The sequence below is a fragment of the Streptomyces sp. NPDC017676 genome (assembly GCF_044329325.1).
Lineage (GTDB): Bacteria > Actinomycetota > Actinomycetes > Streptomycetales > Streptomycetaceae > Streptomyces.
In genome coordinates this window covers 168,681-181,802 of record NZ_JBIRJA010000002.1, presented here as the reverse complement: position 1 = coordinate 181,802, position 13,122 = coordinate 168,681, and the positions used below count along the sequence as shown (strand labels likewise).

General features: G+C 72.8%; 8 protein-coding genes. All 8 read left to right on the top strand.

Features of this window, described 5'->3' with window-relative positions:
- The first annotated feature begins 22 nt into the window (after positions 1-22).
- The 8 genes from ACH4LD_RS05165 (at position 23) to ACH4LD_RS05130 (ending at position 13,115) form a co-directional block, all read left to right on the top strand.
- Entirely contained in the window at positions 23-1,501 is a 1,479-nt protein-coding gene (locus ACH4LD_RS05165) for a sugar transferase (RefSeq protein WP_398054466.1), read from the top strand.
- A 73-nt stretch (positions 1,502-1,574) separates the two neighbouring features.
- Positions 1,575-2,900: a nucleotide sugar dehydrogenase gene (locus tag ACH4LD_RS05160; RefSeq protein ID WP_398054467.1), complete on the top strand. Its 1,326-nt coding sequence runs from the start codon at positions 1,575-1,577 to the stop codon at positions 2,898-2,900.
- A complete protein-coding gene (locus ACH4LD_RS05155; protein WP_132783276.1) occupies positions 2,890-4,155 on the top strand; it encodes a glycosyltransferase family 4 protein in 1,266 nt (421 codons plus the stop codon). The genes ACH4LD_RS05160 and ACH4LD_RS05155 overlap by 11 nt, the downstream gene beginning before the upstream one ends.
- Positions 4,152-5,522, top strand: coding sequence for a Wzz/FepE/Etk N-terminal domain-containing protein (locus ACH4LD_RS05150; protein ID WP_398054468.1), 1,371 nt, complete (start codon positions 4,152-4,154; stop codon positions 5,520-5,522). The genes ACH4LD_RS05155 and ACH4LD_RS05150 overlap by 4 nt, the downstream gene beginning before the upstream one ends.
- Entirely contained in the window at positions 5,519-7,039 is a 1,521-nt protein-coding gene (locus ACH4LD_RS05145) for a Wzz/FepE/Etk N-terminal domain-containing protein (RefSeq protein WP_398054469.1), read from the top strand. Before ACH4LD_RS05150 ends, ACH4LD_RS05145 begins: the two co-directional genes overlap by 4 nt.
- Before the next feature lie 3 nt (positions 7,040-7,042).
- Positions 7,043-8,998 (top strand): asparagine synthase (glutamine-hydrolyzing), encoded by a 1,956-nt coding sequence (gene asnB / locus ACH4LD_RS05140; RefSeq protein WP_398054470.1) that lies wholly within the window; start codon positions 7,043-7,045, stop codon positions 8,996-8,998.
- Entirely contained in the window at positions 8,995-11,175 is a 2,181-nt protein-coding gene (locus ACH4LD_RS05135; RefSeq protein ID WP_398054471.1) for a bi-domain-containing oxidoreductase, read from the top strand. Before asnB ends, ACH4LD_RS05135 begins: the two co-directional genes overlap by 4 nt.
- Positions 11,172-13,115: an alginate lyase family protein gene (locus tag ACH4LD_RS05130; protein ID WP_398054472.1), complete on the top strand. Its 1,944-nt coding sequence runs from the start codon at positions 11,172-11,174 to the stop codon at positions 13,113-13,115. Before ACH4LD_RS05135 ends, ACH4LD_RS05130 begins: the two co-directional genes overlap by 4 nt.
- Positions 13,116-13,122 lie beyond the last annotated feature (7 nt).

The window sequence follows — 13,122 nt, the reverse complement described above, 5'->3', positions numbered from 1 at the left end:
CACTGGGACCTGGGGGGGTTCTGTGCGGCAAGGGGGACTTGTCAGCCCGTTTCCGTCGGCGCGCGAGCGTCTGGCGGACGGGGCGATCAGCCGGCCCGCGAACGACTGGGAGCAGCGGTACCGCCGTACCGTGATCATCAGCGACACCCTGGCCACCGCCATGGTGGTGGCGGCGATCGGCAACTTCTTCGGGGCCCGGGACGCGGCCAACTGGCATGAGAAGTGGGGGATACTCGCCTTCGGCACCGAGCTGCTGGTGCTGGGGTCCCTCGCGGTGAGCCGGGCGTGGGCCCCGGCCGTGCTCGGTCAGGGAGCCGAGGAGTTCCGGCGGCTCGGACGCTCACTGTTCATGGCGACCGTCGTACTGGCGCTCGGCGGGATCGCCCTCACCTCACGCAACATCAAGCTCTGGATCTTCGTCGCGGTCCCCGCGATCGCGCTCGTCGCCATGACCGCGCGGTACCTGCTGCGCCTGTGGCTGCACAAACAGCGCAAGGAAGGACGGTGCCTGCGGCCGGTGCTGGCCGCCGGGAGCGTGGCCACCGTGCGCGACCTGATCACCCGGACCCGCAAGTTCCCGCACCTCGGCTGGCGCGTGGACGCGGTGTGCACGACGGACGGTCTCGGTCTCGACGGTGACGAACTGGACGGAGTGCCGGTCGTCGGCCAACTGGCGGACGTCGCCAAGCACGTCCACCACGACGGCTACCGTGTCGTTGCGGTCACACCGGACCCGCACTGGTCACCGGACCGGCTGCAACGGCTGGCCTGGAACCTGGAGGGCAGCGACGCCGAGATGGTCGTGGCCCCCGTGCTGATGGAGGTGGCCGGCCCGCGGCTGCACGTCGACGCCGTGCTCGGCATCCCGCTGCTGCGGGTCAGCATGCCGACCTTCACCGGGGGCCGCCGGGCGGTCAAAGGGGTGGTCGACCGGGCGGGCGCGGCGCTCCTGCTGCTGCTGTTCGCACCGCTGATGGTGTTGGTCGGGCTGCTCGTGGTGGCGGACAGCCGGGGCGGGGCGTTCTACCGCCAGCGCAGGGTCGGCAAGGACGGCCGCGAGTTCACCATGTACAAGTTCCGCACCATGGTCGTCGGGGCCGATGGGGCACGTGCCCAGCTGGCCCACCGCAACGAGGGCGCCGGCCCGCTGTTCAAGCTCCGCCGGGATCCGCGCGTGACCCGGGTCGGAACCGTGCTGCGCCGGTACTCGCTCGACGAGCTGCCGCAGCTGTTCAACGTGCTCACCGGATCGATGTCGCTCGTCGGTCCACGGCCTCCGTTGCCGGAGGAGTGCGCCGCGTACGACCCGGACATCCGGCGGCGGCTGCTGGTCAAGCCCGGACTCACCGGGCTGTGGCAGATCAGCGGACGCAGCGACCTGTCGTGGGAGGAAGCGGTGCGCCTGGACCTGCGGTACGTGGAGGACTGGTCGCTCGCCCTGGACACAGTGATCTTGTGGAAGACGCTGCGTGCGGTGCTCTACGGGCAGGGCGCCTACTGATGCGCGGGGGCCGTCGTACGGCCGGACGCGCTGACCGCAGGCCACAGGGCCTGCCTGGGGGGAGGAACGGGTCATGAGAGTCAGCGTTTTCGGGCTCGGCTACGTGGGCTGCGTGTCGGCCGCGTGCCTGGCCGGCATGGGTCACGAGGTCATCGGGGTGGACGTCAACCAGGTGAAGGTCGACCTGGTCAACGACGGCAAGGCCCCGGTGGTCGAGGAACGGATCGGCGAGCTCACCGCCGAGGTCGTGCGGAGCGGAGCGTTGCGCGCCACCAGCGACGTCCGCGACGCGATCATGAACAGCGAGGTGTCGCTGGTCTGCGTGGGCACGCCGTCGGAACCCAACGGCAGTCTGTGCACCACGTACTTGGAGCGGGTCACCGAGCAGATCGGTGCGGCGCTGGCGGATCGGCAAGGGCGCGGCGGACGGCACACCGTCGTCTTCCGCAGCACCATGCTCCCGGGCACCTGCCTGAACCTGCTGGTGCCGATCCTGGAGAAGACCGTCGGCGGCACGGCCGGCGTGGACATCGGGGTCGCGGTCAACCCGGAGTTCCTGCGCGAGGGGACGAGCGTGCGGGACTTCTTCGACCCGCCCAAGACCGTCATCGGCGAGCTCGACCCGGCGAGCGGCGACGCGGTGCTGGCGCTGTACGACGGCCTGCCCGGAGAGGTGTTCCGGGTGCCGGTCCCGACGGCCGAGGCCATCAAGTACGCGGACAACGCGTTCCACGGCCTCAAGATCGGCTTCGCGAACGAGCTGGGCGCGGTGTGCCAGGCGCTCGGGGTGGACTCGCACCAGGTGATGGACGTCTTCCTGGCCGACCGCAAGCTGAACATCAGCCCCGCCTACCTGCGGCCCGGCTTCGCCTTCGGGGGCTCCTGCCTGCCCAAGGACCTGCGCAGCCTGGTCCACGCGGCACAGCGGGCCGACGTCTCGGTGCCCATCCTCGCCCATGTGCTGCCCTCCAACTCCGACCATCTGCAACGCGCGGTGGACCTGGTCGAGCGCACCGGCAAGAGACGCATAGGCATGTTCGGGCTGTCCTTCAAGCCCGGCACCGACGACCTCCGTGAGAGCCCGCTCGTCGAGCTGGCGGAGAGGCTCTTCGGCAAGGGGTACGACCTGCGGATCTACGACGCCAACGTGAACCTCTCCCGGCTGATCGGCGCGAACCGCGAGTACATCGAGAACCGGCTGCCGCACCTCGCGCAGCTGCTCGCCGGCTCCGTCGGCGAGGTGCTGGAGCACGCCGAGGTGTGCCTGGTCGGGACCCGGGACCCGGCCGTGCTGGCGGCGCTGCCCCAGGGTGGCGGCCCGGTGCTCGTCGACCTCGTCCGCCTCCCCGACGCCGAGGCGCGCCGGGCCGAACCGGGGTACGTGGGCCTTGCCTGGTGACGTGACCGGCGGCGCCGGGCCGGCCCGGCGCGCGCTGATCCTGGTGGAGAACCTGTCCGTGCCGTTCGACCGGCGGGTGTGGCAGGAGTGCACGACGCTGCGCGACGCCGGCTGGGAGGTGCACGTCATCTGCCCCCGGGGGACCAAGCGGGACACGGAGGCGGAGGCGGTGATCGACGGGGTGCGGATCCACCGCTACCCGTTGCGCGCGGCCACCGGAGGTCCGGCCGGCTACCTGAGGGAGTACGGATCGGCGCTGTGGCACACGCTCCGGCTGGCCCGCAAGGTCGGCCCGGTCGACGTGGTCCATGCCTGCAACCCGCCCGACCTGCTGTTCCTGCCGGCCCTGTGGCTGAAGCGGCGCGGGGCGCGGTTCGTGTTCGACCAGCACGACCTGGTACCCGAGCTGTACCTCTCCCGGTTCGACCGAGGCAAGGACCTGCTCTACCGCGCCGTGTGCGCGCTGGAACGGCTGACCTACCGGGCCGCGGACGTCGTGCTCGCCACGAACGAGAGCTACCGGGGCGTCGCGGTGCGCCGTGGCGGCCGGCGGCCGGAGGACGTCTTCGTGGTGCGCAGCGCGCCCGACACCGACCGGTTCCAGCCGGTGCCGCCCGAGCCGGAGCTGAAGCGCGGCAAGCCCCATCTGCTGTGCTACCTGGGCGTCATGGGCCCGCAGGACGGCGTCGACTACGCCTTGCGGGCCCTGGCGAAGCTGCGCGACGAGCTGGGGCGGACCGACTGGCACGCGGTGTTCGTCGGCGCCGGCGACACCTTCGACGCGATGGTGGAGCTGTCCCGGCGGCTCGGGCTCGCGGAGCAGGTGCAGTTCACCGGGCGCGTTCCGGACGCCGACCTGGTGCGCTACCTGTCCACCGCGGACGTGTGCCTCTCCCCCGACCCGCTCAATCCGCTCAACGACGTGTCCACCATGAACAAGGTCCTGGAGTACATGGTGATGGGCCGGCCGATCGTCTCGTTCGACCTGAAGGAGGCGCGGGTCTCCGCCGGTGACGCCGCCGTCTACGCGCGCGCCAACGACGAGACCGAGTTCGCGGGGCTCATCGCGCTGCTGCTGGACGATCCGGAGCAGCGGGCCCGGATGGGCAAGCTCGGCCAGGAGCGGATCGGCGGGCCGCTCTCCTGGCGGAACTCACAGGCGTCGCTGCTCGCCGCGTACGACGCCGCCTGCCGGAACCACACTCCGGTGTCGGCGGGCGCCCCGGGCCGGGCAAGGAAGAGGCCGCGCCGTTGAGCGATGACACGATACGCCTGGCCGCGATCGGGCGAATACTCCGTCGGCGCTGGCGGTTCCTCGCCGTCCTCACCATGGTGGGGGCGCTCGTCGGCTACGGCGTCTCCGTGCTGTTCCCGCCGCGGTACACGACGTCGGCCTCGGTCCTGCTGCCCGGTCAGTGGGAGGAGCGCGAACTGCTCACCCAGGTGGACATCGCGACCAGTTCGACGGTGGTCGACCGCGCCGCGGCCGCGCTCCACTGGCCGGGCGTGAGCGGCGCCGAGCTGCGGGACCAGGTGTCCGCCAAGGCCTCCGACGGGAACATCATCAAGATCTCGGGCACGGCCGACACCCCGGAGCGCGCGCAGCGGCTCTCCGACGAAGTGGCCGGCCAGTTCGTCAAGTTCGCGGCGCGGATCGCGGGCGGCACCACCGACTCCAAGGCGGCCACGGCGCCCGAGGCGCTGCGGAAGAAGGTCGAGGAGACCAACCGCCGCATCAGCGAACTGGCCGACGCGGCCGATCCGGGACAGACCGTGGAGAGCGTGCAGGCCCGCACCGAGCTGGAGAAGCTGCGCACGTCGCTGGAGGAGGCCATGACGAAGCTGGAACAGGCCGACCCGGCGGACACCGTGGCCGGCATGGTCGTCATGGGGCCGGCGGCCCGCCCGACCGGCGAGGCGCCGCCGACCAGGGTGCAGCTCGTCGTCGCCGGGGCGCTGCTGTGCTTCCTGCTCGCGGTCATCGGCCATCTCGTCGCCGCACGGGCGAACCGCCGGCTGCGCACCGAACCGGAGATCGCCGCCGCGCTGGGCTCGGCGCTCCTCGGCACCGTCGACGTGCCCGCCGAACGGCGCGGCAGGCGCCGGCCGGAAGACCGCGGCCCACGAGCCCGGACGCGCCGGCTCCTCGGCCTCGACACCCGGTGGGACCTCCCGGTCCCGCGGACATCCGGCGACGAGGGCAGCCGGCGGATCCGCTACCGGCGGGTGTGCGCCCGGCTCCGGAACCAACTGCCCGCTCCACGACGGCTGCTGGCTGTCGTACCCGACGGCGACGAGACCGCCCGTCGGGCCGCCGAGCAGCTCGCCGCCGAGGCCAAGAGCGACCCGCAGCTACGGGTGGTGGAGGTGTCGGTGGAGCGGCCGGTCGTGCCGGACAGCGACACCGAGTCCGGCGCCCTGGTCGTCCTCAGCGCGGGGAGCTGGACCGCGGAGGAGCTCGCCGGCATCGCCGAGGCGTGCGCGGACGGCCGGCACGAGGTCGTCGGCATCGTCGTCGCCGGCATGGTCCGGACCCGTCCGGCGGAGACGGACGGCCGTCCCTCGGACGAGGCCACACTGGCGCTCGCGGTCCCCGGTCACGCGACGGGAGGTTCAGCGTGACGACGAGCACGACACCCGAGTCGTCGGCCACCACCCCGCTCCTCGACCTGCAGGCGCTGGTGGTCGCGGTCCGCAGGCGCCGCCGCCTCTGGTGCGCCATGGCGCTCCTCGGACTGCTGGCCGGCGCGGCCGTGGCGGTCCTGATGCCTCCGCCGCCGACCGCGGTCACCAAGGTGCTGGTCGCACACAAGGAGGACCAGCCGAACGACACGGGCACGCTGATCCGCACCGATGTCGAGGTGTTGGGGACCACCCGGATCGCCGAGAAGGCCCTGCGATCCCTCCACTCCTCCGAGGACCCCGAAGACTTCATGCGGGACTACCGGGGCGCCGGCGTCACCAACAACCTGCTGAAGATCACCGTGACGGGCGACAGCGACACGGAGGCGGTGGCGCGGGCGAAGGCCCTGGCCGACGCGTTCGTCGCGGACCACGTGCGCAGGATGCGGGCGACGGCGAACGCCGAGGCCAAGGCCCTGCTCGATCAGCGTGACCGCATGAAGGACGAACTCGCCCAGGTCAACAAGGACATCGGAGACCGCTCACCGGAGACGGCGACCGACCCGCAGGAGTCGGCGAGCATCGAGTCGCTCTTCGCCCGCCGGGCCGAACTCACCACGCGGATCGCCGACTTCAACCAGCGCGCCGAGGAGGCGCGGGTCGGCACGCCCCAGGTCGTCGCCGGCACGGAGATCGTGGACGCCCCGCGCCCGGTGAAGCACTCGCTGCCCAGGGCCGCCGCCACCGACGCCGCGATCGGACTCGTCCTCGGCCTCGTCCTCGGGCTCGCCCTCGCCGCGGTCGGCGTCGTGGTCGCGGACCGCCCCGTGCTGCGCCGGGACATCGCGGCGCACCTCGGCGCCTCGGTCATCGCGGAGCTGCCCCACCGGCCGGGCAGGCGCCGGCAGCGCCGACGGACCCGGGTGGCACGCGAACGGCTCACCGCGCACCTCGCCCGCACCGTGCGCGGCTCCACGGAACCGGTGTCACTGCTGGAACTCGGATGTGCGCGTGGCACGAGCGTGATCGCCCTCGACCTCGCCAGGGCGTTGGCGGCGGACGGGGCGGTGACCGTCATCGACGGTCTGCCCGGCCCGCAGCTCGCGGACCACCGCCCGAAGCCCTCAGACCCGGCCGTGGTCAGCGGCGAGCGTGCCGCGGCCGTGCCGCCTCAGGAGCGCCGGCTCGGCGTCGGCTCGGTGGCGCCCGGTACGGCGTGGACCGACCTCCAGTACCTCGGCACGCAGACCGTGCTCGTCGTCCGTGCCGGCCACGGCAGCGCCGCGTGGCTGCACACCGTGGCGCGGCAGCTCGCGGACCAGCACATCGCGGTGATCGGTGTGGTGCTGATCGACCCCGATCCGCGGGACCGGACCGACGGCACGTTGTGGGACGGGCTGCACACCGCGCTCCGCGGCCGCAGCGAGCGGCCGGCCCAGCAGAGCGGCCGGCGGCGGGCGGAGCGCCAGCCGATGTGGGCCGCACGGGGCGCGGACAACGACCAGGAGGCGCGGTAGGACATGTGTGGCATCGCGGGTACGTACCGCTGGCCGGACGGCAAGATCGTGACCGACCGGCTCACCGACATCCTCGCCCACCGCGGTCCGGACGGGGCGGGCCGGTACAGCCACCGGGCGGGTGACGGGGAAGTGCACCTCGGGCACCGTCGGCTGGCCATCATCGACCTGTCCGAGACCGGCGCCCAGCCGATGGTCTCGGGCGGGCTCGCCCTGACGTACAACGGCGAGCTGTACAACGCGCCCGAGCTGCGTGCCGAGCTGGCGGCCGCCGGGGTGCGCTTCCGCGGCACCTCCGACACCGAGGTGCTGCTGGAGGCCTGGCGGCGCTGGGGCACCGACTGCCTGCCCCGGCTGCGCGGCATGTTCGCGTTCGGCGTCTTCGACGAACGCACCGGCGAACTCGTGCTGGCCCGTGACCAGTTGGGCATCAAGCCGCTGTTCCTGCTCCGGCGCGGCGAGGGGCTGGTGTTCGCCTCCGAGCTCAAGGCACTCGCCGCCGTGACCGGTGGGCCGCTGGAGGTGGACCACGCGGCGCTGGTGGCCTCGCTGCTGTACTACTGGGTGCCGGACTCACGGTGCGCGTTCCGCGAGGCGGAGAAGCTGCCGCCGGGGAGCTGGCTGCGCTGCCGGGCCGACGGGTCGGTGGAGCGCGGCCGGTTCTGGAACCTGAAGGACGTCGCCGCCGAGGGCCGGGAGCGGGCCCGGGCCGGTGAGCGGCCGGACATCGCCGCCGTCGTCGAGGAGTCGACCCGGCGCCACCTGCTCTCCGACGTACCCGTGGCGACCTTCCTCTCCGGCGGGCTGGACTCCAGCTACCTGACCGCGCTGGCGGCCCGCCACCAGCCCGGGATATCCGCCTACACGATCGGGTTCCGCGCCGAGGACGCCAGGTTCGAGGCGATGCCGGACGACCTGCGCTACGCCCGGCGGGTGGCCGAGCGGTTCGGCGTCGACCTGCGGGAGATCGAGATCGCCCCGAACGTGCTCGACCTGCTGCCCCGGATGACGTACCACCTGGACGAGCCGATCGGCGACCCCGCCGCGATCAACACGTTCCTGATCTGCTCGGCCGCCCGGGAGGCCGGGGTCAAGGTGCTGCTGTCCGGGATGGGCGCCGACGAGCTGTTCGCCGGGTACCGCAAGCACCTGGCCAACCTGCTCGCGCTGCGCTACCAGCGCGTCCCGCGGCCGCTGCGGCGCGGGGTGGCCGCGGCCGTGGACCGGCTGCCGGTCGCGACGAGCCGCCGGGGGTACCGGTCGGTGCGCTTCGCGAAGCGGTTCCTCTCCTTCGCCGATCTGCCGGAGGAGACCGCGTTCCGGCGCAGCTACACCATGTACGACCAGGAGGAGCTGCTCGCCCTTCTCGATCCGGACCTGGCGGGGACGGTCGGGGACGTGCTCACCGAGCACGCGGACACGTACGAGGACAACGACCTCGACGACTTCGTCAACCGCATGTGTCTGACCGACGCCCGGATGTTCCTGCCGGGTCTGAATCTCGCGTACACGGACCGCTCCAGCATGGCCGCGTCGACCGAGGTGCGGGTGCCGTACGTGGACGTCGAGGTGGTCAGGGCGGCGTTCGCCGTGCCCGGCGAACGCAAGATCGCCGGGCGGCAGGGCAAGGCGGTCCTCAAGGAGGCGGCCACCTCGGTCCTGCCCCGGGAGATCGTGTACCGGCCCAAGGGCCTGTTCAGCGCTCCCCTGCGGGCCTGGATGAGCCGGGATCTGGCCCCGCTGGTGCGTGAGGTGGTCAACGACGGGGAGCTCGTCCGCTCCGGGTTCCTGCGCCGTGACGCGCTGGCGCGGATGGTCGCCGAGGACGCCGCTGGGCAGCGGGACTTCTCCAAACATCTGTGGCACGTGCTGACGCTTGAGTACTGGTATCGCGACGCGACCTCTGGGTCCGGCCAGAGCACTCGGTTGACGGCTTGGGAATCAGAGGAGTTCGAGTGAAGCAGGTAGTGCAGAACTACAAGAGCGGCGAGCTTGCGGTGCTCGACGTTCCGGTGCCGGGGTGCAAGCCGGGCGGTGTGCTGGTCCGCAGCGCCTTCTCGCTGATCTCCACCGGCACCGAGCTGATGAAGGTGTCCGAGGCCGGCATGTCGATGCTGGGCAAGGCCCGCTCCCGGCCGGACCAGGTGGCCAAGGTCATGCAGAGCGTGGCCACCAACGGGGTGCCCGCCACCTACCGCAAGGTGATGGGCAAGCTGGACTCCTACACCCCGCTGGGCTACTCGCTGTGCGGGGTGGTCGAGCAGGTCGGCGCCGGCATCGACGACGTGAAGGTCGGCGACCTCGTGGCCTGCGCCGGCAACGAGCACGCGCTGCACGCCGAGCTGAACTGGGTACCGAAGAACCTCTACGTCCCGGTGCCGGACGGTCTCGCCCCGAGGCACGCGGCCTTCGGCACCGTCGGGTCGATCGCCCTGCAGGGCGTGCGCCAGGGCGAGTCACGACTCGGCGAAGTGGCACTGGTCATCGGGCTGGGTCTGATCGGGCAGCTCGTGGTGCAGCTCCTGACCGCTTCGGGAGTGCGCGTCGTCGGCGCCGACCCCGACCCGGCGCGCTGCGAGCTGGCCGGGCGTCTGGGCGCCGCGGCCTGCGGGGACCCCGCGTCCGCGGCGGTGGAGACCGCCGTCGCCGAACTCACCGGCGGACACGGCGTGGACCAGGTGTACCTGGCCGCCGGCGGCGGCAGCAACCAGCCCGTCGAGCTGGCCGCCCGGCTCTGCCGGGACCGGGGCCGGGTCGTCGACATCGGCAAGTGCCGCCTGGACCTGCCGTGGAACGCGTACTACGAGAAGGAGCTCGACGTCCGGTTCTCCCGGAGTTACGGCCCCGGCCGCTACGACCCGGAGTACGAGCTGGAGGGCCGGGACTACCCGATCGGCTACGTGCGCTGGACCGAGCGCCGCAACCTGGCGTGCTTCCTCGATCTCCTCGCCCGCGGCAGCGTGGACGTCGAGCCCCTGATCTCCCATGTCGCCGACTTCGACGACGCCGTCGAGACGTACCGGCGCCTGAAGGACGGCGACCTGAAGGCCGTGGCGGTGCTGTTCGAGTACCCCCGGCAGGAGGGGGAGGCGCGGGAGGCGGCGGCCCCGGTGGTGGCCGTCCCCGCGGTGAACGTCGGACGTGGTCCGGCCCGGGCCGGCAACACGCCGGTGCGGCTCGCGTTCGTCGGCGCGGGCAACTACGCGACGTCGATGCTGCTGCCGCACCTGGCACAGCGCGACGGTGTGAAGCTGTCGACCGTCGTCACCACGACGGCGCTGTCCGCCACCAACGCGCAGCGGAAGTTCGGCTTCGACCGGGCGACCACCGATCTCGACGCCGTGCTCGGCGACACGTCCGTCGACGCGGTGTTCGTCGTCACCCGGCACAGCTCGCACGCCGAGCTGACCCGGAGGGCGCTGCTGGCCGGCAAGACCGTGTTCGTCGAGAAACCGCTGGCGCTCACCGAGGAGGAGCTGGCCGGGGTGCTCGCGGCGGTGGAGGAGTCCGGCAACGACCGGCTGCAGGTGGGCTTCAACCGCCGGTTCGCGCCGCTGCTGCGCGAGGCCAGGCAGCGGTTCGGCACCCGGACCGGTCCGGCGAACCTGCGTTACCTGGTCAACGCGGGCCGCCTCGACCACGGCAGCTGGTACCTCCAGCAGGGCACCGAGGGCTCGCGGTTCGCCGGCGAGGGCGGGCACTTCATCGACACGGCGAGCTGGCTGCTGGACGCCGACCCGGTCTCGGTGTACGCGGTCGCCTCGCCCGGCAACGAGGACCTCCAGGTCGTACTGCGCTACCCGGACGGGTCCACGGCCACCATCAGCTACGTCACCAGCGGCCCGGCCGGCTTCCCCAAGGAGACGCTGGACCTGGTCGCGGACGGCAAGGCGCTGCGGCTCGACGACTTCGTCCGCGCCACGGTGTACGACCGCAAGCGGTGGGTCAGTTCGCGGCTGCCCAAGGCCCGCGACAAGGGCCAGAACGCCGAGCTGGCCGCGTTCGTCAGGGCCGTGCGGACCGGCGGGCCGATGCCGGTGCCGCTTGAGTCGCTGGTCGCCACCACGGCGGCCACCCTGGCCGTCCGGACCGGCCTGGCCGGCGGTGCGCCGGTGACGCTGGAGCGGGCACGATGACCATGAGCGCGGGCTGGTACGTGCGGCGGCTGTCCCGGATGGGACCGCGGGAGGTCGCGGGCCGGGCGGGCGACGCGGTGCGCAGACGGCGGTGGCGCTCGGCGCCGCCGGACTGCCCGGTCGTGACCGGCGCCCGGTTCACCGCGGTACTGCCCGCGGGGACGATCGCCGCGGTACCGCCGGACGCCGCCAAACGTCTGGTCGCCGAGGCGGACCGGCTGATGGACGGGCACGCCGAGTACTTCGGGGTGGTCCGCGACGACCTGGCCGACCCGGACTGGTCGTACGACCCGAAGACCGGGCGCCGCGCTCCGCGGGACCACGCCTTCGACGTGCCCTACCGGAACGAGGACGCGGTCGGGGACATCAAGCAGATCTGGGAGCTGTCCCGGCACCAGTACCTCACCGTGCTCGCCGCCGCCTACGCGATCACCGGGAACGAGCGGTACGCGGAGCGCGTGGCCGGGCACCTGCGGTCGTGGTGGGCGGCCAACCCACCGCTGCGCGGGGTGCACTGGACCAGCGGCATCGAGCTGGGCATCCGGCTGCTGTCCTGGGTGTGGATCCGCCGGCTGCTGGACGGCTGGTCCGGCGCGGCCGCCCTGTTCGAGGGCGACCCGGTGGCGCTGAACCAGATCTGGCACCACCAGCGCTGGCTGGCCGCCTTCCCCAGCCGGGGGTCGTCGGCGAACAACCACGTCATCGCGGAGGCCGCCGGGCAGTTCGCCGCGGCCTGCGCGTTCGACTGGTTCCCCGCGTCGGGGCGTTGGCAGGCCGACGCGCTGCGGTCGCTGGAGCGGCACCTGCGCGGCAACACGTTCCTCTCCGGTCTCAACCGCGAGCTGGCCTCGGAGTACCACGGGCTGGTGCTGGAGCTCGGTCTGGCCGCGGTGGCCGAGGCGGACGCCGCGGGCGTGCCGGTCTCCGCGACGGTCCGCCTGGTGCTGCTGCGGATGACCGACGCGCTCGCTGCCGTCGTGGACAACCGGCTGCGGCCGCCGCGCCAGGGGGACGCGGACGACGGGTACGGCCTGGTCGTGGACGGCGCGGGCACCGACCGCTGGGGCTCGCTGCTGGCCACCGGGGACGCGGTGTTCGGCCGGCTGCCCTGGTGGCCGACGGTGACCGGCACCGATGTGCGCACCCCGCTGCTGGCCGCCCTCATCAAGCGCACGGGACCGTCCGCGCGCCGCCCGGCGGACCGGCCGGCGCACTTCGCCGACGCGGGGCTCACCGTCCTTCGTGGGCCGGAGGAGATCTGGTGCCGCTGCGACGGCGGTCCGCACGGCTTCCTGTCCATCGCCGCGCACGCCCACGCGGACGCACTGTCCGTCGAGGTACGGCACGACGGGGTCGACGTGCTCGCCGACCCGGGGACGTACTGCTACCACGGGCAGCCCGAGTGGCGGCAGTACTTCCGGTCGACCCTCGGCCACAACACCCTGCAGCTGGACGGCGGTGACCAGTCCGTCTCCGGCGGCCCGTTCCTGTGGACCCGGCATGCCACCAGCCGAGTCCTGGTCGCGGACACCTCCGGCGAGGGCGTGGCCCGCTGGTGCGCCGAGCACGACGGTTACCGACCCTCCGTGCACCGCCGCCGTGTGGAACTGACGGCTGCCGAGCGGGAGTTGAAGGTGTTCGACGAGGTGCGCGGCCCGCGCCGGGCCGTGCGGCTGGCGTTCCACCTCGGCCCGGCGATCACCGCGGACCTGGTGGGGAACCGGGCACGGCTCAGCTGGACCCGGGACGGCGAGGACCGCTCCGCGGTGCTCGTCCTGCCCGGGGAACTGTCCTGGCGCGCGCACCGCGGCGAGACCGAGCCGCCGCTGGGCTGGTACTCCGCGGGATTCGGGCGCAAGGAACCCACCACCACGCTGGTCGGCACCGGTGTCGCCGACGGTGTGCGGGGGTTCACCACCGTACTGACGTTCCACGGCTAGGGGGGAG